The sequence below is a fragment of the Streptomyces sp. NPDC007205 genome, assembly GCF_040634095.1.
Classification (GTDB): Bacteria; Actinomycetota; Actinomycetes; order Streptomycetales; family Streptomycetaceae; genus Streptomyces.
The window spans coordinates 387,752-408,916 of the sequence record NZ_JBEYEW010000001.1; the positions used below are offsets into that span (position 1 = coordinate 387,752).

The 21,165-nt window shown below is 73.7% G+C and carries 17 protein-coding genes and 1 pseudogene; 9 read left to right on the forward strand and 9 right to left on the reverse strand.

Annotated features, from left to right (window positions below):
- Positions 1 to 175 precede the first annotated feature (175 nt).
- Positions 176 to 313, forward strand: a complete 138-nt coding sequence (locus ABZ624_RS01765; protein WP_360081585.1) for a hypothetical protein — start codon at positions 176 to 178, stop codon at positions 311 to 313.
- Between the two features lie 24 nt (positions 314 to 337).
- Here ABZ624_RS01765 and ABZ624_RS01770 read toward each other — a convergent pair whose 3' ends face one another.
- Together ABZ624_RS01770 and ABZ624_RS01775 are read right to left on the reverse strand one after the other, a co-directional pair.
- Positions 338 to 757: a zinc ribbon domain-containing protein gene (locus ABZ624_RS01770; protein WP_360081586.1), complete on the reverse strand. Its 420-nt coding sequence runs from the start codon at positions 755 to 757 to the stop codon at positions 338 to 340.
- 158 nt (positions 758 to 915) lie between these two features.
- Complete coding sequence (locus tag ABZ624_RS01775) at positions 916 to 1,662, reverse strand: TetR family transcriptional regulator (protein WP_360081587.1); 747 nt, start codon at positions 1,660 to 1,662, stop codon at positions 916 to 918.
- Between the two features lie 321 nt (positions 1,663 to 1,983).
- Here ABZ624_RS01775 and ABZ624_RS01780 point away from each other — a divergent pair, with 321 nt between their 5' ends.
- Positions 1,984 to 2,832: a hypothetical protein gene (locus tag ABZ624_RS01780; RefSeq protein ID WP_360081588.1), complete on the forward strand. Its 849-nt coding sequence runs from the start codon at positions 1,984 to 1,986 to the stop codon at positions 2,830 to 2,832.
- Here ABZ624_RS01780 and ABZ624_RS01785 read toward each other — a convergent pair.
- Positions 2,813 to 5,230: a polysaccharide lyase 8 family protein gene (locus tag ABZ624_RS01785; protein WP_360081589.1), complete on the reverse strand. Its 2,418-nt coding sequence runs from the start codon at positions 5,228 to 5,230 to the stop codon at positions 2,813 to 2,815. The two genes, ABZ624_RS01780 and ABZ624_RS01785, sit on opposite strands and share 20 nt — an antisense overlap.
- A 133-nt stretch (positions 5,231 to 5,363) precedes the next feature.
- Here ABZ624_RS01785 and ABZ624_RS01790 point away from each other — a divergent pair, with 133 nt between their 5' ends.
- Positions 5,364 to 6,032, forward strand: coding sequence for a peptidoglycan-binding domain-containing protein (locus ABZ624_RS01790; RefSeq protein WP_360081590.1), 669 nt, complete (start codon positions 5,364 to 5,366; stop codon positions 6,030 to 6,032).
- A 94-nt stretch (positions 6,033 to 6,126) separates the two neighbouring features.
- Entirely contained in the window at positions 6,127 to 6,639 is a 513-nt protein-coding gene (locus tag ABZ624_RS01795) for a flavin reductase family protein (RefSeq protein ID WP_360081591.1), read from the forward strand.
- A gap of 281 nt (positions 6,640 to 6,920) precedes the next feature.
- Here ABZ624_RS01795 and ABZ624_RS01800 read toward each other — a convergent pair whose 3' ends face one another.
- From ABZ624_RS01800 to ABZ624_RS01820, 5 genes are all read right to left on the reverse strand, one after another.
- Positions 6,921 to 9,356 (reverse strand): SpoIIE family protein phosphatase, encoded by a 2,436-nt coding sequence (locus ABZ624_RS01800; protein WP_360081592.1) that lies wholly within the window; start codon positions 9,354 to 9,356, stop codon positions 6,921 to 6,923.
- A 172-nt stretch (positions 9,357 to 9,528) separates the two neighbouring features.
- Positions 9,529 to 9,909, reverse strand: coding sequence for a hypothetical protein (locus ABZ624_RS01805; RefSeq protein ID WP_360081593.1), 381 nt, complete (start codon positions 9,907 to 9,909; stop codon positions 9,529 to 9,531).
- Positions 9,910 to 10,313: 404 nt separating this feature from the next.
- Positions 10,314 to 11,231 (reverse strand): MurR/RpiR family transcriptional regulator, encoded by a 918-nt coding sequence (locus ABZ624_RS01810; protein WP_360081594.1) that lies wholly within the window; start codon positions 11,229 to 11,231, stop codon positions 10,314 to 10,316.
- Between the two features lie 78 nt (positions 11,232 to 11,309).
- A complete protein-coding gene (locus tag ABZ624_RS01815) occupies positions 11,310 to 13,232 on the reverse strand; it encodes a phospholipid carrier-dependent glycosyltransferase (RefSeq protein WP_360081595.1) in 1,923 nt (640 codons plus the stop codon).
- 251 nt (positions 13,233 to 13,483) lie between these two features.
- Positions 13,484 to 14,116 carry a nucleoside/nucleotide kinase family protein gene (locus ABZ624_RS01820; protein ID WP_360081596.1) on the reverse strand — a complete coding sequence of 211 codons (633 nt, stop codon included), beginning with the start codon at positions 14,114 to 14,116 and terminating at the stop codon, positions 13,484 to 13,486.
- Between the two features lie 85 nt (positions 14,117 to 14,201).
- On the opposite strand from ABZ624_RS01820, the gene ABZ624_RS01825 reads away from it, so the two are divergent.
- Positions 14,202 to 14,942, forward strand: coding sequence for a beta-phosphoglucomutase family hydrolase (locus tag ABZ624_RS01825; protein ID WP_360081597.1), 741 nt, complete (start codon positions 14,202 to 14,204; stop codon positions 14,940 to 14,942).
- Positions 14,939 to 17,311 carry a glycosyl hydrolase family 65 protein gene (locus tag ABZ624_RS01830; RefSeq protein ID WP_360081598.1) on the forward strand — a complete coding sequence of 791 codons (2,373 nt, stop codon included), beginning with the start codon at positions 14,939 to 14,941 and terminating at the stop codon, positions 17,309 to 17,311. The genes ABZ624_RS01825 and ABZ624_RS01830 overlap by 4 nt, the downstream gene beginning before the upstream one ends.
- Before the next feature lie 336 nt (positions 17,312 to 17,647).
- Here the strand turns inward: ABZ624_RS01830 and ABZ624_RS01835 are convergent, their stop codons facing one another.
- Positions 17,648 to 18,031 carry a BlaI/MecI/CopY family transcriptional regulator gene (locus tag ABZ624_RS01835; RefSeq protein ID WP_360081599.1) on the reverse strand — a complete coding sequence of 128 codons (384 nt, stop codon included), beginning with the start codon at positions 18,029 to 18,031 and terminating at the stop codon, positions 17,648 to 17,650.
- 136 nt (positions 18,032 to 18,167) lie between these two features.
- Between ABZ624_RS01835 and ABZ624_RS01840 the strand changes: the two genes are divergently transcribed.
- From ABZ624_RS01840 to ABZ624_RS01850, 3 genes and pseudogenes are all read left to right on the forward strand, one after another.
- Positions 18,168 to 19,652, forward strand: a complete 1,485-nt coding sequence (locus ABZ624_RS01840) for a hypothetical protein (RefSeq protein WP_360081600.1) — start codon at positions 18,168 to 18,170, stop codon at positions 19,650 to 19,652.
- The gene (locus ABZ624_RS01845; protein WP_360081601.1) at positions 19,649 to 20,605 is read left to right on the forward strand and encodes a lysylphosphatidylglycerol synthase domain-containing protein; all 957 of its coding nucleotides are present in this window, start codon (positions 19,649 to 19,651) and stop codon (positions 20,603 to 20,605) included. Before ABZ624_RS01840 ends, ABZ624_RS01845 begins: the two co-directional genes overlap by 4 nt.
- Positions 20,606 to 20,679: 74 nt before the next feature.
- A pseudogene (locus ABZ624_RS01850) lies at positions 20,680 to 21,123 on the forward strand (hypothetical protein); the annotation flags it as partial.
- Between the last annotated feature and the right edge of the window lie 42 nt (positions 21,124 to 21,165).

Below are 21,165 nucleotides of genomic sequence, written 5' to 3' on the forward strand. Positions count from 1 at the left end.
ACGCGCCGAGCACCACCAGACCGCCGCGCGCCGCGACCGCCCCGGCCAGGGCCTCGTTGGCCGTGACCGGACAACCCGGATCCGGTCCAGGCCCACTCCCGGACCCGCGCCTGCTGCGGCCGCCCTGTTCGGACCGGTGGACGGGGACGGCGACCGTGCCGACGGTCCGGTTTGCGTGCCGGCGGCCACCGAACGCGACGGGGCGCTCGCCCTCGCCCTCGCCCTCGCCGTCGGCCTCGGCGCCAACCGGGCGTTCGAGACCGGGCATCCGGTCGTCGTCAGGGAGGTGGTGCCGGGGCTCCGGCGCCGGTGACGGTATACGCCGCGGGGCCCGTGGTCAGGTCCAGGCGCTCCGGTACGACTCGTCCAGCAGCTGGAAGACCGGCTCGCCGCGCACCGGATCCTGGGCGGTGGACAGCCGGACCCGGTCTCCGCTGTGGATACCGACCGGCGGACCCATGACCCGGCCCCGTACGACGAACCCCTCGGCCATCTCTATCAGCGAGACATTGCGTGCCGCGGGCGTGTTGCGGTGCACCACGGTGGAGTGCCGGACCGTGCCGACGCCCTCGCTGCGCTCCGTGCGCAGCTCGCTGCCCTGGCACACCGGACACAGCAGGCGGTGGTACATCGCGGTGCCGCACCAGGTGCACCGCTGGAAGAGGATGGCGTCCTTGGAGTCCGCGGAGACGGGATCGAGAACTCCCGCCGCGGCGCCGGCCGCCGGATGCGAGGCGTTTGCTGAGTGGTGGTACACGCTGGTCAACTCCCTGCGCTCGGCCGGAATCCCGCGTGTCCGGGGCGCACCGGGCACACGCGTGCGCGGCAGCCGTGCCACCGTGCACGCCGACAGGGTATGGCACTCAGTGTCACTCGTAAAGGCACTCCGTACCCCTAATTCGCGGACGGATGCTCTCACGTGCGACCGAGTGCCGCCTCCAGCTCCTGGACCACCCGCCACAGCGGCGCGTCCCGGCGGCAGGCCAGCACCACCACGTCGTCGGGCCGGCCCTCCGGGTCGCCGCCCGGCAGCGGACCGATCACGGCGGGCCGTGCGGCGGGCCCGGGGGCGCCTCCGAACGCCTTCTGCACATACCCCAGCGCGTGGTCCACCGCCGCGCCCGCGTCGCCGAGGCCGTCCGAACGCAGCCAGGAGCGCAGGGCGTTGTTGTGCGCGGCGACGACCGCAGCCGCGACGACGTCGGCCCGCAGCATCCCGTCGGGCCGTCCGGCGAACCGCCCGCGCAGGTACTCGGCGAGCGCGCGCTCGTAGCGCCACACCACCGACAGCTCGTAGGCGCGCAGGCCCGGCACCTGCTTGGTGAGGCGGTAGCGCTGCACGGAGAACGAGGGGTTCTCCGCGTACATCCGCAGCACCAGGCGAGCCGCGTCGCACACCCGCCGCACCGGTTCGTGCTCCTCGCCGCCTGCGGCGAGGAAGGCGGTCATGTCGGCCAGGCAGCGCTCGTGGTCGGGGAAGACCACGTCCTCCTTGGAGGGGAAGTAGCGGAAGAACGAACGCCGGCCGACTCCGGCGAGGGCCACGATGTCGTCCACGGTGGTCTGCTCGTACCCGCGTTCCAGGAAGAGCTGGAAGGCCGCCGCGACGAGGGCCTCCCGCATCGGCGGCTTCGCGGCCGTCGCCGCGCTGCTGGAGCTCATGGAGGGGAACGTAGCACCCGGACCGGGATCATGACACTCAGTGCAGTCCGAGGGAGGCTGTGAGGGAACTGAGTGCTATGGAGGCGGGTACCGGCCAGGGCAGTCCCCGCTGCACGCCGTCGTAGCCGCGGCCGACTCCGTCCTCCACCACGTCACCAACGGCCCGCGCCGGCCGCACCGGACCCCGCCCGACCCCGCCGCCCGCCCTGCGCCGTAACCTTTCTCCACCGTGCCGGGACCGGCCCGTGCCGGCAGGCCCCGCCTCCGGGCGCCGGGCGACCGGCCGCCCCGACACCGGCGCACCGCCCGAGGAGATGCCCCATGCCCGCCGCCCGTCCCCGCCTGCTCTACGTCACCGACCTGGCGTACGAGGCCCGCGGGCGCCGCTACTGCGACGAGGACATCTTCCTCACCTCACGGCTCCGCGCCCGGTTCGACCTCGCCCTGTGCCATCCGCGGGACGCCGCGGCACTGATGGACGGCTTCGACGCCGTGGTCGTCCGCAACAGCGGGCCCGTCCTCGCCCATCAGCGCGCGTACGACGCCTTCCGTGCCCGAGCGCTCAGCACCGGCACGCGTGTGTACAACCCGCTCACCGGCAAGGCGGACATGGCCGGCAAGCAGTACCTGCTCGACCTGAGCGCCGCCGGTTTCCCCGTCATCCCGACGGTCGGCCGCGCCGAGGACCTGCACCTGCTGCCGGCCGCCGAGCGGTACGTCGTCAAGCCGGTGCTCGGCGCGGACTCCCTCGGCCTGCGGACCGCCACCGCCGGTCAGGTCGCCGCGCTCGCCACCGGCCAGGTGCTGATCCAGCCCTGCGTCGACTTCGTCCACGAAGTGTCCTTCTACTTCGTGGACGACGACTTCCAGTACGCCCTGTACGCCCCGGACCCGGAGCGCCGCTGGGAGCTGGAGCCCTATGCGGCCACCGCCGCCGACCTGGAGTTCGCCCGCCGCTTCGTCGACTGGAACGACCTCGGCACCGGCATCCAGCGCGTCGACGCCTGCCGCACCCGTGACGGCGGCCTCCTGCTGGTCGAACTGGAGGATCTGAACCCGTACTTGTCCCTCGATGCCCTGCCGGAGGAGGCCAGGGACGCCTTCGTCACCGCGTTCACGGCGTCCCTGGACCGGTTCGTGCAGGGAGCGCTCAGCCCAGCCCGACCGTGACCCGCTGGGTGGCGCCCGCGGTGGCCGTGAGATCGCCGAAGGCCAGTGTCAGCGAGGTGCCGGTGGCCGCCGAGGCGAGCGTGGCCGGCGCGGACGTCACAGCGGCGACCGCCCGCCGCCAGGTCAGGGTGAGGCTCGTGCGCATGCGCATCGGGTCGCTCACGGCGATCACGGCCGTGCCGTCCTGCCTCTCGCTGATCATCACGCAGCACGGATCGCTCGCGGTGAGCGTTCCCACCGTTCCGCCCAGCCAGAAGTTCACCCCGGTGAACCCGAGCGAGGTGACGGCCACCCCCTGCTGGTTGTTCGTGTTGGCCAGTACGGTCAGCCAGTTGGCGTCCGAGGCCCGCGCCTGCGTACGGGCCGCGGTGGCACCCGGCAGCAGGAGATAGGAGTACGACGCGTTCGCCGGGTCGGTGCCGTGATCGACGTACAGCGTCAGGTACGTGCGGTTCAGGACGGTGCCCGAACCGCCCTTGTTGATCGTGCCCCAGCTGCCGTCGCGGGCGTCGCGCAGCGCGCGCACCGTGGCCCCGCCCGGGAAGACACAGCCGCCGTGCCCGCCGATGTGCGCCCACTTCGCCCCGGTCAGCGTGGCCGACCAGGGGGAGGAGGCGGGCGCGGCCCTGCCGTCCACCGTGAACGGCGCGCCGCCGGCCGGGCCGAGGTTGCGGTTCTCGACCGTCGTCTCCACGGCCGTGCCGTCCGTGCACGTGATGCCCGCGCCCAGACAGACGACCGCGTCGTCCAGGAAGAACCACGACTTCTTCGCCACGAGCGTCGACTGCAGGCCCTTGAGGTACTGCCCGACCGCGGCCCGCCGCCCGTCCGTCGCCCCGCCCACCCAGCTCACGTCCGGCTTCGGGGCACCCCAGTCACCGCCCGCCGCGTCGGCCAGCGCCTTGCGCGAGACGGTCGTACCGGGCAGCCGGTAGGGGTCGACCGTGGGCCAGAAGGCGTCGCTGTACTGGCCGTTGCCGAAGGTGTCGCCCCACCAGTAGAGCATCCCGGAACCGGTGTGCCAGCCGCGCAGGTTCTCGCCGTTGCCGGTCTCGTAGTACGTGATCCTCCTGTCGGCCATGCTCAGCGCGGCCGCCCAGCCGGGCCTGCGGTGGGTCGCCCGCGCCATGGACGGAAACAGCCGGTGCCCGGTCGGCTCGGCCACCGCCGTCACCGACCCGTCGTCCTGCACTCCCTTGAGCCGGGCCAGATGCGGCAGGCTCAGCACCGGGTCGGCGAGCGGCGGGCTGTAGTGGTCGCGCCGCATCCAGCCCTTCACCAGAGCGCGCCAGCGGGCGTTCTCGGCCGCGCTCGCACCCTGCCCGAGCAGCACGATCGACCCGAGGACCGAATGACCGCGCACGTGATCGTCCTGCTGGATCTGCTTCGGGTCCGCCGCCGAGAGCCCACGGCTGACCGCCCGGCCCGCGACACCGTCCATGACCAGGCCGTTGTAGAGGAACGGCGCCCAGGCGTGCTCCACCGCGTCGAACACGATCTGCCGGCCGGGGTCCGTCACCTCCCAGCTGGAGCCCGCCAGCAGCGCGAACAGCAGCCCGAGACCGCCGAGCAGGACCGAGCCGTACGAGCCGGTGTACGGCACCGTCGTGTGCTGGACGAACGAGCCGTCGGCGTACAGCCCGTCGCCGGAGGTGACGTACGGGAACACGGGGGAGAGGGCGTCGCGGGCCAGCGCCACCTTCGCCGCGCTCGCCCCGACGACCCCGCGCAGCGCCAGCACCCGGCACAGATCGACGCGGTTCGCGCCCGTGCTGGTGCCGCTGTAGCTGCCCACCGCCGAGTCGGGCACGAAGTGGTCCACGGCGGCGAGACAGCCGGCGATCCGCGCGCCCTGCAGGGCGTCGTACATCAGCACGCACACGTCCAGCAGCGCCTGCGGGGCGCCGATCTGCCAGCTGTACCAGTTGCCGTACCAGGTCCGGCCCGCGTTGTAGACGTCGTCGTGCAGATGCTCCAGGCCCGTGAGGATCGCGTCCCGCAGTCCCGTGTCGCCGGTCAGGCCGGTGCCCGGCTGGCAGTAGGCCTGCGCGAGCGTGCTCAGCCGGGTGTAACTGGTGTTCATGTTCCCGGAGTGGCCGACCGACTCCGGGTCGGTGTCCGGATCCGGGTCGGCGTAGACCAGGTCGGGCCACAGGGAGCCGGCGGTGGGGGCCATCGTGGCCCGGTACCGGCTCGCCGTCGTCCCCAGGTCGGCGAGCCGGCTCCGGAACGGTTCGGTCAGGGCGCTGAACCCCTCACCGAGGATCAGGGTGCGCCACCTCGCGCGGAGCGTCGCGAACTCGTCCGACGCCGCGGAGGCCCGGGTGCCGAGACCCAGGGCGAGCGCACTTCCCGAGCAGACGGTCAGAAAACCACGGCGTGACCAAGGAGTCGTCATGACCGCGCTTTCTAGCACGCGCTTTCTCAACCGCTCAATAGTCCTTGCGGGCTTGAACGGGGTCGCCGCCCGGACCGTATCTCAGCACGGGGAGCTCGCAAGTCCCGCTCGTACGGGACGGAAGGAGAGCCAGGTGCCGACACCGCTCGATCCTGAACGGCCGCTTTCCGGACGGGTCCTGGAACCCGTCCGGGTGGTGCGGCTCCGCCGTTTCGACGCCCTCGCGGAGCTCATGCGCGAGATGGAGACCGCCCCGGCGCCGGCGGAGCACACCGACGAGGCCGAGACGCAGGAACTGCCGCCCGTACCGCCGGCCCCCATCCCTTCCGGTGCCGCGCGCCCGGCCCGCGGTCCGCGTCTGCCGGTCGTCGCCGGGGCCGTGGCAGCCGCCGCGCTCCTCGGCTTCGGCTGCGCCCTGCTGCTCCCCGCTCGCCACGAGGCCGCCGCGAGCGCGCGTCCGTCCCGGCCGGCGGCCACGGCGTCACCGCCCGCCACCACGCCGGCACCGGCCCCCACCCCCACCCCGACCCGCGCGCCCACCGCCACCACCGATCCCGACGGCCCCGGCACCCTCCGCCAGGGCGACACCGGCCCCGAGGTCACCGACCTGCAGCGGCGCCTGCTGCGCGTCCCGGACGTCTACCGCGACGGCTCGACCAGTGGCACCTATGACGCCACCCTCACCGCGGCCGTGGCCCGGTTCCAGCTCTGGTACGGCATCAGCGGCGACGAGACCGGCGTCTACGGCGACGACACGCGCCGCGCGCTTGAGTCACGGACCGGCCCCGGCGACGATGCGTGAGCGGCACGCGGGAACACCGGGTAGCGCGGGCCGCGCCCGGCCCTCGCCGCGTACGCCGAGGCCGGGCCGGAGCGGCGGACGGGAGCGCGGTGCCATGGCGGACGTGGACGGTACGACGGGCGGCAGGGCCGGCATGGACGGATTCTTCGGCCGGCTGAATCCCGACATGTGCGTGGTCACGGCCGTGGCCGACGGTGAGCGGGCCGGGTGTCTGGTCGGCTTCGCCTCACAGTGCTCCATCCGGCCGCCCCGGTTCGCCGTCTGGCTGTCCAAGGCCAACCACACCTACCGGGTCGCCCGGGCCGCGCAGCACCTCGCCGTCCACCTGCTCACCCGCGACCAGCGGGACCTCGCGGAACTCTTCGGCGGCGAGACCGGCGACGAGATCGACAAGTTCGCGCACCTGGACCTTGCCGAGGGGTACGGCGGCGCGGTGGTCCTGCGGGAGGCGGCGGCCTGGTTCGTGGGCACCATCCTGCACCGCACCGACGGCGGCGACCACGTCGGTTTCGTCCTCGACCCGGTGGAGTGGGGCGAGGGGCGGGACGGCCCGCTGCTGCGGCTGTCCGACGCGGCCGGTATCGACGCCGGTCACCCCGTGGACTGACCGGATTCGAACGGCGGGCAACACTTCGGGAAAGTCACCGATGGGAGCGGTGGCCCGGCCCCATCCTGGTCAGCCCGCGGCCGACGGTCGCGTGCTCCGCCGTACCACGACCGAAAGCCAGCGATGACCGGTTCCCGCATCCCGGGCCTGCTCGTGCCCGCCATCTTTCTGCTGGCGCTGGTCGTCGGCGTGTGCTGGTACTGGCGCCACCGGGACGACGACTGACCGGACGACGGACACCGCCCGCCACCCGAACACCGGCACCGGTCCCGTGACCGCCGCTACGCGTCCGTCTCCGGTGCCTCCGCCCCGTCGGCCACGCCCTCCAGCGGCATTCTGATGTCCAGCACGCACACGTCGTCCCGCCGCTCGTCCGCGAGCATCGTGGCGAGCAGCGAGTCCAGGGAGCCCGCCTCGCCGCAGCCATGGACGCGCACCGCCTCGGCCAGCCGTTCCAGGCCCGTGTCGAGGCCCTCGCCGGGGCGTTCGACCAGGCCGTCGGTGTACAGCAGCAGCCGGTCCCCTGGTTCCAGGTGGAGTTCCGCCGACTCGTAGGCGGGGGCCGCGGTCGCGCCGAGCAGCATGCCGCCGGGCCGGTCGAGGTAGCGCACCTCACCGTGGCGCACGAGCAGCGGCGGCAGATGGCCGGCCTGCGCCCAGGTGAGGACCTGCCGACGGGGGTTGTAGCGGGCGAGCACCAGCGTGGCGGTGCTCTGGCTGTCGCGGGAGTGCAGCAGCAGGTAGTTGAGCCGGGCCAGTGCCCCCGTCAGCGAGGAGCCGGTGGTGACCATGCCCTTCGCGATAAATCTGAGCTGGGCCATCGTGGCCACCGCGCCGATGCCGTGGCCCGCCACGTCGCCGACCACGAACAGCGCGTCGTCGTCGGGCAGTTCGATGGCGCTGAACCAGTCGCCGCCGACGTGGATGCCGGACTGCGCGGGCAGGTACGCCACCTCGATGCGCAGCCCGGCCAGCCGCACCGGCTTGCTCGGCAGTGGCAGCAGGGCGTGCTGCAGCCGGGCGGCCAGGGCCCGTTCGGCCTGCAGGATCCCGCGCTGCAGCAGCATCGCCCGCTCGCTCTCCACCAGCGCCAGTTCCGCGCTGCGCTGCGGGGTGAGGTCCTGGACGAAGCCGTGCACCTCGACCGTGGTGCCGTCCGGCGCGGTGACGGCCTCCGCGACCAGCCGCAGATGCCGGACACCCCCGGGTGCGTCCATGCGGAACGGCACATCGAGCGACCGCGCGTGGCGGAGCAGTTCGGCGATCGCGTGGGCGAGCGGGCCCGCGTCCTCCGGCAGGGCCAGGTCCGGCAGCTGTTCGAGACCGAGCGGCTGCCGCTCGGGGGCCCGGCCGAGGACGGCGTAGGTCTGCTCGGACCAGGAGATCTCCTGGGTGATCAGGTTCCAGTTGGCCCAGCCGAGGTTGCCGAGCCGCTGCACGTCGGACAGGCGCTGCTCCTGCCGGTCCGCGCGGTCGTGCCGCAGCCAGGTGACCAGCAGGCCCCCGCCCAGCGGCGCGGCCCGCACCGAGTAGATGGCGGTCACGGGTACGTCGCCGACCACGTCCTGGTAGACGAACGGCTCGCTCTCGAACGGCACGCCCGTCCGCAGGGTCTCGAGATAGCCGTGCCACAGCGGCTCGCCCGCGACGGACGGGTAGCTCTCCAGGACGTGCCTGCCGACCATCTGCCGGCCGGTCCGGCCGAACACGTCGACCGCCTCCGGGGTGGCGGCCTCGATCCGGTAGTCCTCCACCTCGCCGGTGGCGGCGCGCAGCGGCAGCAGCAGGATCGCCGCGCCCGGCAGCGCGTCGAACACCGCCTGCACGGTCTGGGCGAGACCGTCGCCGGCGTGTTCCTGGGGGGCGTCGAGGGCGCGCAGCCGGCCCGCGCACAGCCGGGCCACGGCCCGCAGCAGCTCGCGTTCCCGCGCTGCGAACGGCCCGCCGCGCCGGCGCAGCACGCCGAGGGCCGCATACGCGGTGTTCCCGGCGGGCACCGGCAGCCAGGCCCGGCTCGGCCAGCGCTCCGGCGACCCCCCGATCAGCAGGAGCCGGTCGCCCTCCGCGGCGAGGTCCTCCAGCCAGCGGGGCTCACCGCACCGCAGGGCGTCGAGCGGGACCACACCGGTCACCGGGGGCACGTACCGCCACTGCGCGGCGAGGGTCGCGTCGATTCCGGCGTGGCCGATCAGTTCGAGGCCGCCCTCGGGCAGCCGCTCGTACAGCATCACGGCGTCGGCGTCCGTCTCGGGTGCCACATGGTCCAGCAGGCACTGGGCCAGCTCGTGCGGGGTGCCGGACCGGACCAGGTCCCGGCCGATGCGCCCGAGTATCTTCGCCAGGTCCGCCGTGCCGGTGGGCGCGACCTCCCGGGCGCCGGCGGCCGGCGGTGCGGTGGGGCCCGGTGGTGGGGCGAGCGGCTGTTCCTTCGGGGGCAGCAGGGCGCCCAGGGTGAGCCAGCACTGTTCCAGGAGCGTGCGGTGGCCGTCCTCGGCGCGCCGCAGCAGCTCCTCGTGCGCGGCTTCCGCGGTACACCCGGTGACGGCCATCAGCACGCCCTTGGCCCGCTCCAGGACCGCCGATGCGGCGGCCAGGTCCCGGAGCCGTTCCATCTCCGCGCGCTGCCGGGCCACGACCTTGGCCAGCGCCGCCGGATCGGCACCGGTGGGGTCAAGCGGGTGCACGGGCTCGCTCGTCACGCGACGAGCATGGCACATTCGGGCCCCTTCGATCACTCGTCTGCCGGGTCCGGATTCACATGAGCTTGACACGGGCTTCGTGCAACGGGTCATACGGGGCTGCCGCCGGGCGGCACCCGGAGGCCGTTCACACGAAAGTGGGTAAACCGTTTACGTGCCGTTGACCGACGGAGTCCGCACGGACCGCGGATCAGCGCCCCGTCCCCCTTGTGGCCAGTGCCTCGCTGACCGCGCGGACGCTGCGGGCGATGTGCTGGAGCTGCAGGACCTCGGCGGCGTACAGCTTGATCGTGTGCTCGATGACCGACTCGGGCAGTCCGAGCATGGGCAGCTCGGCCCGTGCGGTCTGCAGCGCGGTCCGGGCCACCCGGATCTCCTGCTGGACCTGCAACTGGGCGTGCCGGGCGAGCAGGACGGGGTGGCGGATGAGGGCCGGATAGCTGGCGTAGCGCGCGGGGATCAGCTCGCGCAGCCACTTGGCCGCCGAGCGCTCCCAGTCGTACGAGCCCGGCGTCTTGACCTGACAGGGCCAGTCGTGGCTGATACGGGTGCTGGTCAGAGGCATGATCATCGCTTCCGGTGGGCGGCGTCGTGAGGGTGGTCCGACGGGTGCGGGGCGGCCCCGGCCTAGGGGATGGCCGGGGCCGCCACGGGCGCGTCGCGCAGACGACACGCCCCGGTACACCCCTGGCGCCGACGTGGGTAGGAGACGGCGGCTGGGGGTGTCCGTGCGGGGGCCCCGGGTGCCGGGAACCGGCGCTGCGTGGGGACGTGCGTGCGCATGGGCGGTCCGTCGGCTTTCTCGGGGCGGTGGGCAAGCGGTGAGTCCGCTGGTGAAGTATTTATATATGCCGTTCGCTTTGCAAGACGTATGAAAACATTCATGCGTGATTTGTCGTGGAAGATCCCCGTCCATGGCAGGAGGACCGCAGGATCTTCACCGCATCCGGCGCACGGGCGCACGAACTGCCGGGGTCAGTCCTTCATGAAGAACTGGTGCTGGTCGGAGAGCTGCTCGTACTTCTCCAGGCGGGCCTGGGTGCGCTCCGGGTCGGCGTCGGTCATGGCCTGCAGCAGTGCGGCCGCCATCATGCCCGGCGCGGCGTAGGAGTCGAACACCAGCCGGGAGCCGGTGCCGGTGGCGAAGGTGACGTCGGCCTCGTCGGCCAGCGGTCCGAGCGCCAGGTCGGTCACCAGGGCGACCTTCAGACCGGCGCCGCGCGCCACGCGGACCGCCTGGAGCGTCTCCTGGGAGTGCCGGGGCATGGCGAAGGCCAGCACCCAGGTGCCGCCGGCCTCGCGGCACTGCAGCAGCGCGTCGTAGGCCACGCTGCCGCCCCGGGTGACCAGCCGCACGTCGGGGTGGATCCGGCGGGCGGCGTAACCGAAGTACTCGGCCAGCGACTCCGAGATACGCAGGCCCAGCACGGTCAGCGGGGTGGAGCGGGACAGTTCGCGGCCGACCCGGATGACCCGGTCCGGGTCGGCGAAGTCCCGCCGCAGGTTCTCCAGGTTCTCGATCTCGGCGTCGACGGCCGCCTGCAGTTCGTTGGCCCGGTCCTCCTCGCCCGGCCCGCCGGCCAGGGTGCTCAGCGCGATCGCCTGAAGCTTCTCGCGCAGCGCGGGATAACCGCTGAAGCCGACGGCGGCGGCGAAGCGGGTGACGGAGGGCTGGCTGACCCCGACCCGGTCGGCCAGCTCGGTGATGGACAGGAACGCGGCCTCGGTGATGTGCTCGATCAGGTACTGGGCGATGCGCCGCTGCCCCGGCGACAGACGCGGGCCGTCGAACAGTTCCCGCAACCGGGAGGTCGGTGCGGCCTCGGTCTCGGGCACGGCCTTGCCCGAGGTGATCGCTGACGCCTGCGCGCGGGCCTGCTGCGGCGAGGGCACCGGTCCGCCTCCTTTGTCTGCCACAAGCACTCAACATAGCTCACCGACCGTGGTGAACAGGGGCTTGAGCAGGAGGTTTCAGCGCCGGAAGAGGCTGATCGAATGCCCCACCTCACCGGCCGGCCTGCTGCTTGCGACCAGCTCGGCGAGCCGTCCGCGCGCCTTGGCGAGCGCGGAGTCCGACACCACCAGCAGCCCGTGCACCCGCTGCGGCGCTACGGTGCGCGGATCGGCGGCGTGGATGCCGTAGTACGACGGCACACCGCTGCCCTTGTACACCAGCCACACCCGCTCGCCCGGATGCCGCTGCCGGAGCCGCTCGGCGAGCCGGCCCAGATCCTGTCCCCAGTCGACGTTGGAGTCGTGCAGCAGCCGATGGGTGTTCGCCGGGCCGCCGAACGCCTCGTTGGAGTACGGCAGGTAGTACGGGAACGTCCGCGCCGAACTCACGGCCGTGAACAGCGCCAGCGCGGCTGTCGCGGCTGCCGTCCACCGCCGGCCGGGCCGCGGCAGACAGGCCGCCGCCACCGCGAGGAACACCGGTACGAACAGCGCGTACCTCGTGCCGAAGTCCCGCGACCCCGTCATGGCCGCCGAGAGCAACACCCCGGGCGGCAGCAGCAGATACGGCGCGGAGGGCCGCAGCCGCCGCAGTGCCACGACCGTCACGGCTCCGGCCACGCCCAGCGCCAGCAGCCCGAGCGGCGTCTTCACCAGCAGGGCGGCCGGCAGGTAGTACCAGAGCGCGCCGGTGTACAGGTGCCCGAACAGATAGCCCTGCCACGGCTGGTACTCCAGCCCGAACTGCACCCGCATCCCCGCCCGGTACGCGCCCGGCACCGGCAGCAGGTCCACCAGACGCCCGCGCAGCCCGTGCACGACCGGTACGGGCTCGGCGGGCGTGAACCGCAGACGCGGATCGACGGCCAGATACGCGGCCCAGACGACACCGACCGCCACCAGCAGCACGACACCCGCCCCGGCGAGCGCGGACAGCGCTTTCCGCCGCCGCCCGCCGGAGATCGCCCAGGGCGCTCTCCGATACCGCCCGCCCGCGATCGCGGACAGCGCTTTCCGGCACCGCCCGCCGCCCGGCCCCGCAAGCACGAGCGGGACCTCGGCTCCCTCCTCCCGGCGGCGCGGGGAGGTGCGCCGGCGAGCCTCGCGTGCTGCCGCGAGCGCGGACCGCACACCGCGTCCCGGGCCCCTGCTCGCCCCCGGTCCACCCCTCGGCGACACCTCGCGGCTCCGGCCCGCGGCGAGGGTGGACAGCGCGGCCAGGCCCATCACCACCGGTACCGCCAGCAGTGCGCTCATCTTGGTGGCGACGGCCGCACCGAGCGCCGCGCCGGCGAGCGGCAGGTACGGCAGGGGCCGCCGCCGGGCCCGCCACACCAGCCAGACCGACGTCAGGACGAACCCGGCCATCGGCACGTCCAGCGTGGCCAGCGAGCCGTGCGCGATCAGGTCCGGTGAGAAGGCGTACAGCGCGAGCGCCACCACACCGCCCGCCGTGCCCGTCAGCTCACGGGCGAACGCGAACACGACCAGCCCGAACAGCAGCGTCAGCACGATCACCGGCAGCCGGGACCAGAGCATCAGCCGCCAGGGGTCGTTGCCGGACTCGTACAGCAGATGCCGGCCCACGTCCCCTTGGGTGCCGGTGTACGACGGGTCGTAGTGCGGGCCGGCCACCGCCACACCGGCCGCGATCAGCAGCTTGCCGAGCGGCGGATGCTCGGGGTTGTAGCGGATCCGGTGCTCACGCAGATAGTCGGTGGCCGTCGCGACGTACACCGGCTCGTCGATCGTCGGGGTCTGCTGGACGGCCGTGGTGACCATCGCCGCGGCCATCTGCGCGAGCAGCAGCGCGGCCAGCAGCGGCACCAGCCACCGCCGGTGGCGGCGCAGCCGGGCGTACGGGCGGCCGGGGGACGGCTGGGACGACCCCTCGGCCGGGGCTTCCCGGGTGAGAACCAGGTGCTGTGTGTGCGCCATCATCCGCCCCGCGGTGGCACCGGCCGAGGGGTGGCGGGAACGGCAGCGGGCCGGATCATGGCCCTACTGTCGCACCGCTCCCGCCGCCGCAGGCGTCACCGCTCCACCAGTCGTACCGACAGACGTTCTGCCGTGTACACGGGTACGGCCCGCAGCCGGCCGAAGTTCACCTCGGTGACGGAAGGCGTTGGTGTGACCTGAATATCCAGGAACGCGGGGCGCACGAGGCACGGAGACGCGCCCTCCGGAGGCGCTCAGGCGAGCGGTACCACCAAGTCCGCCCGCCCCCGCGTCGTCGCCACCAGCTCGGCGTTGCGCTGGTCCGTGGCCCGTACCCAGGCCACGGCCGTCTCGTGGTCCTTGCCGAACTCCTCGTGCCGTGCGACCAGTCGGCGGATCCGCTCGTCCTCGTCCGTCTCGCAGAACCACACCTCGTCCAGACACGGCCGTACCCGCGCCCAGGAACCCTCCGTCAGCAGAAGGTAGTTCCCCTCGGTCACCACCAGCCGGGCCGTCGGCGGCACCGGGATGGCGCCCGCGATCGGCTGCTCCAGCACCCGCTCGAAACCGGGCGCGTACACCACGTCGTCGGCGTCCTCCCGCAGCCGCCGCAACAGCGCCGCGTACCCGGCCGCGTCGAACGTGTCCGGCGCCCCCTTGCGAGCCCGGCGGCCGAGCCGGTCCAGCTCGGCGTCGGCGAGGTGGAAGCCGTCCATGGGGACATGCGCCGCGTACGGCGGCCCGTCGGCGTTCAGGGCGCGCACCAGATGCTCGGCGAGGGTGGTCTTGCCCGAACCGGGGCTGCCCGCGATGCCGAGCAGGGCGCGCCGGCCGTCCCGGGGGAGTGCGCGGGCACGGGCGAGGAGATCGTCGAAGGTCAGCGGCACACAGCAGAGTGTGTCACCAGGAGTTCGCGCACTGTGTGGCGTGCGCCACTCACTGGACGGCGCCCCATGGGGAACAGTGCAGGGTATGACTCAGCTCGGTCTTCCCGACGGAATCCAGGCCTGTCTCTTCGACCTCGACGGGGTCGTCACCAAGACCGCCGTCGTGCACGCCGCCGCCTGGAAGGAGACGTTCGACGCGTTCCTGCGGGACTACGAGGGGGAGCGGGGGCGGCCCTTCGACCCGGTCACCGACTACGACGAGTACGTCGACGGCCGCCCCCGCGCCGACGGCGTCCGCGCCTTCCTCGACTCGCGCGGCATCCACCTGCCCGAGGGCACCCCCGGGGACCCACCGGACACGCGCACCGTGCACGGCCTCGGCAACCGCAAGAACGGCCTGTTGCTGGAGAAGATCCGCACCGGCGGCGTCGAGGCCTACGAGGGCACCCTGCGCTATCTGGCGGCGGTCCGCGCCGGGGGGCTGCGCACGGCGATCGTCTCCTCCAGCGCCAACTGCCAGGACGTGCTGCGGTCCGTCGGCGCCGAGCACTTCTTCGACGTACGGATCGACGGCGTGGTCGCCGCCGAACGGCATCTGCCGGGCAAGCCGCACCCCGACACCTTCCTCGCCGCCGCCCACGACCTGGGCGTCGAGCCGCAGCACGCGGCCGTCTTCGAGGACGCCCTGGCCGGCATGGACGCGGGCCGCGCGGGCGGCTTCGGATACGTCGTCGGCGTGGACCGGGTCGGGCAGACCGACGCGCTGTACGCCCACGGCGCGAGCGTCGTCGTCAAGGATCTCGCCGAGCTGGGAGGCAAGCAGTGATCACCGACCGGTCGTACGCCGTCGAGCCGTGGGCCGTCCGCGAGACCGCCCTCGACCTCGGCGTCCTCGCCCAGAGCGAGTCGGTGTTCGCACTGGCCAACGGCCATGTCGGCTGGCGCGGCAACCTCGACGAGGGGGAACCGCACGGCCTGCCCGGCAGCTACCTCAACGGTGTCCACGAGGTGCATCCGCTGCCGTACGCGGAGGCGGGCTACGGCTATCCGGAGTCGGGCCAGACGGTCATCAACGTCACCAACGGCAAGATCGTCCGGCTGCTCGTGGACGACGAACCGTTCGACCTGCGCTACGGCCGGCTCGTCGCCCACGAGCGGGTCCTCGACCTGCGCCGCGGGGTCCTGGAGCGGACCTGCGAGTGGACCTCCCCGGCGGGCTCCACGGTCCGGGTCCGCTCGACCCGGCTGGTGTCGCTGACCCAGCGCGCGGTGGCCGCGATCGCCTATGAGGTGGAGGCCGTCGGCGGCCGCAGCCGGGTGGTGATCCAGTCCGAGCTGGTCGCCAACGAGTCCCTGCCCGAGTCCGACGGCGACCCGCGCGCGGCCATGGCGCTGCAGTCGCCGCTGGAGCAGGAGGACCACTTCGCCTCCGGCAGCCGGCTGCGGCTGGTGCACCGCACCCGGCGCAGCGGCCTGAGGGTGGCCGTGGCCGCCGACCACGTCGTCAGCGGCCCGGAGCGCACCACCACCCGCAGTGAGAGCGGCGGCGACGTGGCCCGGCTGACCGTCACCTCGGTGCTGGAACCCGGGCAGACGCTGCGGGTCGAGAAGCTGGTCGCCCACGGCTGGTCCGGCGCCCGTTCGCTGCCCGCGATGGCCGACCAGGTCGACGCCGCGCTCGCCGCCGCCGCGCACGACGGCTGGCAGGGCCTGCTGGCGGACCAGCGGGCCTGCCTGGACGACTTCTGGGCCCGCGCCGACGTCGAGGTGGAGGGCGACGGGGAGGTCCAGCAGGCCGTCCGCTTCGCGCTGTTCCACGTGCTGCAGGCAGGGGCGCGCGCCGAGCAGCGCGCGATACCCGCCAAAGGCCTGACCGGCTCCGGCTACGACGGGCACGCCTTCTGGGACACCGAGATGTTCGTGCTGCCAGTGCTCATCCACACCGCACCCGCGGCCGTCGCCGAGGCGCTGCGCTGGCGGTACAACACCCTCGACGAGGCCCGTGAGCGCGCCGCCCAACTGGGCCTCGGCGGCGCCGCGTTCCCCTGGCGGACCATCGCGGGACCGGAGGGCTCGGCGTACTGGCCGGCCGGCACCGCCGCCTTCCATGTGAACGCCGGCATAGCCGACGCCGTGGTCCGCTACGCCGAGGCCACCGGCGACACCGTCTTCGAGCGCGAGGTGGGCGTGGAGCTGCTGGTGGAGACGGCCCGGCTGTGGCGTTCGCTGGGCCACCACGACACCCGCGGCGTCTTCCACGTCGACGGCGTCACCGGCCCCGACGAGTACAGCGCGGTCGCCGACGACAACACGTACACCAACCTCATGGCCCGGCAGAACCTGCTCGCCGCGGCCGACGCCGCCGAACGGCACCCGCGCGAGGCGGCCCGGCTCGGCGTGGACGAGGAGGAGACCGCGTCCTGGCGGGATGCCGCGGAGGCCATGCACATCCCGTACAACGACGAACTGCGCGTCCATGAACAGCACGCCGGGTTCACCCGCTACCAGCGCTGGGACTTCGCCGGCACCCGCGCCGACCAGTACCCGCTGCTGCTGCACTTCCCCTACTTCGACCTCTACCGCAAGCAGGTCGTCAAGCAGGCCGACCTGATCCTGGCCCTGTACACGTGCGGCGACTTCTTCGAGAAGGAGTACGGGGAGGACGGCGCGGAGGGCGCGGAGCAGGTCGCCCGGAACTTCGCCTACTACGAGCCGCTGACCGTCCGGGACTCGTCCCTGTCGGCCTGCTGCCAGGCTGTCATCGCCGCCCAGGTGGGCCATCTGGACCTCGCCTACGCCTACACCAGCGAGGCGGCGCTGATGGATCTGCAGGACCTGGAGCACAACACCCGTGACGGGCTGCACATCGCCTCGCTCGCCGGTACCTGGATGGCGCTGGTGGCGGGTTTCGGCGGGATGCGGCGCGACGGCGAGCGGCTGCGGTTCGCGCCGCGCCTGCCCGAGCGGCTGAGCCGGCTCGCCTTCAACGTGGAGTTCCGCGGCCGGCGGCTGCGGGTGGAGATCGGCGCGGACAAGGCGACGTACGCGCTGCTGGACGGGCCGCCGTTGAGCCTGCGGCATCATGGCGAGCCGCTCACCGTGAGCACGGACGGGCCGGCGGTGCGGGCCGTACCACCGGTGGTCCGCCGCCCGACGCCGGAGCAGCCGCCGCATCGCGCCCCGAACGGGGGCTGAGCCAGGCGCTCGACGCCCCACGCTCCCCGAGCAGGGTGATGGCCGAACTCACCCCATCCGGCAGCGGGTTGGCCGCCGTCACCAGCGGTCCGAACGGCCCGGGATCGCGAACGCCTTTTTCGGCGGCGTCGGCGATCGGCTCGCCCGCCGGGTGCGCGGTGCGGGCGTGCGGCCCGCCGCAGCAGAGGGCGATCGGCACCGGCGCGAGACACGCGGCGAGCCCGATCGCCTCGGGCACCCGGTCGGTGAGCGGGCGCCCGTCCTCGCGGGGAGCACGCGCGGCGCGCGCGGGAGCGACCCGCAGGGACAGCACCGGCGGGCCGTACCCGTCGAACGTCAGACGCCGCCTCCGGCGAGCAGCTCGCGCAGCGCCCGCTCCTCCTCGGGACTCAGGCCGGTGACGAACTGCCGGAGCGCGGCGATCGGGTCCGGGCCCCGGTCCAGGGCCTCGTGCATCGCCTCGGCGGTCAGCTCGGCCGCGTTCTTCGCCGGACGGTACGCGCCGCGCCGCCCGTCGGCGTCCCGCAGCACCAGCCCCTTGTCGTAGAGGCGTTTGAGGATCGTGTGCACGGTGTTGTAGGCGAGTGCGCCGTCGATCCCGGCCTGGATCTCCGCCGGGGTCAACGGCCGCTCGGTGGCCCAGAGCGCGGCGAGCACCTCGTTCTCCAGCGCACCGGCGCTGCGCCGCTCCGCCCTGCCGCGGGACCCTGTGCCAGCCATGCCCCAACCTTACAGCGCGTAGTGCCGTCGGCCGGATGGCGTCGTCTGCCCGGCTTACCCCTCGGTTTTGGGATAGTTTGGCGGTGTTTTCCCTGCGGAGTGACAGAGTTCCGCACGCCGAGGGACAGGGGTGAAGATGGCCGGCAGCGCGCACGCCACACTCGGGGGGCTGCGGCGCGAGCGCTCGCACCGTACGTCCGGCGGCGCCCGGCGGACGCGGTGCACGGGTGCGCTCGCGGCCGTGGCGGCGGCCTTCACCCTGGCCCAACTGCTCCTCGTCCGGCCCGGTATGGGCCTCGGCTGGGACGAGACGGTCTACGTCAGCCAGGTCGGCGCACACGCCCCCGCTGCCTTCTTCAGCGCACCCCGCGCCCGGGGTGTCTCCCTGCTCGTCGCGCCCGTCGCCTCCTGGTCGTCCTCGACGCCCCTGCTGCGGATCTACCTCGCGGTGCTGTCCGGGCTCGCGCTGTTCCTGGCCCTGCGCGCCTGGCGCGGCCTGTTCCCGGCCCGCGTCCTCGCCCTCGCCGGCGCCCTGTTCGCCTCCCTGTGGGTGACCCTGTTCTACGGCCCGCAGGCCATGCCCAACTACTGGGTGGCCGTGGGTGCCCTGGCCGCCGTCGCCTGCTTCCTGCGTGCCCGCGCGGGCCAGGGGCGTTCCCCGTACTGGGGCCTGGCGGCGAGTGCCGCGCTCATGGCCTGGATGCGGCCCATGGACGCCGTCTGGGCGGTGCTGCCGCTGCTCGCCCTCGGCCTCGCCCGCCGCCACTGGCGGCCACTCGCGGTACTGCTCGCCGGACTCGCGGCCGGTGCCGCCGAGTGGATCATCGAGGCCTATGTCGGCTACGGCGGCCTGCTGCGCCGCCTGGCCGACGCCTCGGCGATCCAGGGCGGCCTGGGGGCGCACTTCGCCGTCATCGACCAGCTGCGCAGCCTCGGCGGCCGGACCCTGTGCCGGCCCTGCACCGGCGACCTGCCCCACCCGGTGGTCGTCGTCTGGTGGTTCGTCCTGCCCCTGCTCGCCGTGCTCGGGCTCACCGTCGCCGTCCGCGCCCGGCGTACGGCGGCCACGCTGCTGCCGTTCGCCTGTGCGGCGACCGCCGCGTTCCCCTACCTGTTCCTCATCGACTACGCGGCCCCGCGCTTCCTGCTGCCCGCCTACGCCATGCTGGCGCTGCCGGTCGCCGACGCTCTGGCCCACCTGGTCAGCGCACCGCGCCGGCCCTGGCGTCCGGTCGTCGCCACGCTTGTCGCCCTGGGGCTCGCCGTCCACCTCACCGTGCAACTGGCCGTCCTGGCGCACACGGTGGACACCACCACCGCGCAGCACCGCGGCTGGTCCCGCACGGCCGCCGCTCTGCACCGGCTCGGTGTCCGCCCGCCCTGTCTGCTCACCGGGAACGAGGCCATTCCGATCGCGTTCTACGCCGGCTGCGCCTCGGCCGCGACGAGCGGGCACAACGCCAACACCACCGAGAACGGCATCGCCGGCACCGCCCGGAGGATCCCGGTCGCCGCACTGGTGCCCGCCGGCTCCGGGCCGCCCGGGTACGCCCGCGACTGGCCGGCCGAGCCCTTCGACGGCGGGCGTCTGTACTTCACCGTGCCGGAGAGCGGCCGATGACCTCACCGGCGCACCTCGCCGTCTCCTTCGGCCGGCGTCGCGCCTGCTGGCACGCGGGCGTGCTGCTCGCCGTCCTGCTCGGCGGGCTGTACCTGGTCCGCCGGCACTGGCCCGCACTCGAGAACGGGGCCTGGCGGCTGGCCGGCGCCGACCGGGGCTGGCTGCTGGCCGGTGCGGCGGCGGCCGTCGGAACCTGGGCGGCCTCGGCACTCGCCCAGCAGGGCGCGGTCGTACGCCGGCTGCCCCGAGGCCGGCTGGTCGCCGCCCAGTTCGCCGCCTCCGCCGCGGGACACCTGCTGCCCGCCGGGCTCGGTGCGGGGGCGGTCAACCTGCGGTTCCTGATGCGCTGCGGACTGCCCGCGGGCCGCGCGGCCAGCGCCCTCGTCGTCAAGGCCACCGCCGGGGCCACCGGCCGCCTGGCGCTGATCGCCGTGCTCACCCCGGCCTGCCCGGGCCTGCTGCGCCTGTTGCGTCTGCTGCGCATCAGCCCCACCGCCCTCGCCGTCACCGTCGGCGTCCTCGTCCTGCTCGCGGCCCTGCCGGCGAGCCCCTGGTGGGGACGCTGCCGACGGGGCCTGTCGGCCGTCCTGGCCGACATCCGTGCCGTGCACATCAGCCCCGTACGAGCCGCGGCCCTGTGGGGCGGCTCCCTCGCCTTCGCCGCGCTGCACTGTCTGGTCCTCATCGCCGTCACCCGGGCGGTCGCACTGCCGCTGCCCCCGCTTCAGGTGGCCCTGCTGTACCTCGCCGCGAGCAGCGCCGCCGCACTGCTGCCCACCCCGGGCGGCCTGGGTTCCCTCGACGCGGCGCTCGCCCTCGCCCTCACCGTCTCCGGCGCCCCCACGGTGGCCGCCGCCTCCGCCGTGCTCGGCTACCGGCTGCTGACCGCGTGGTTGCCGCTGCTGCCGGGACTGTGCGTGCTGGGGGTGCTGGTGCGGCGCAAGGCCCTGTGAGCCACGGCGAGTTTCCCGCGCGCCCGCCGCAGGCAGGAGTCGATGTCACGTGCCGTCACACGAGGGGGAGGAACATGCTGGGGAACGACACCGCAGGGCTGCCGGGCGAGGCGTTCTTCACGCCGGGGACGTCTTCCTTCGCCGAGTTCCTGGCCGCGCACCGGCCCGGGCTGCTGCCCACCGCGCGCTCGCTGCCCGACGGCGTACGCATGGCCCCCGACCGGTTCCCGCACGGCACCACCGTGCCCGCCCTCACCTACCGCGACGGTGTGCGCTCATAGCCGGCGACCGCCGGGCCACCATGGGCAACCTCATCGCCCAGCGCGACCTGGAGAAGGTGCATCCCGCCGACGACTTCACGGCCGTCGCCTTCGCCGTCGACATGGTGCGGCTCCGAGAAGCTGTACCGGCCCGGCCTCACCCGCCGCGAGGCCGCCCTCGCCGCGCTCCAGGCGCTGTACGACGACTCGGCCACCGGCGGACCCGACCTGAACCGCCGCATCTTCCCCGTTACATCAGAGACCTCTGCGACCACGGTCGCCGTCACCGGCGCCGGCACG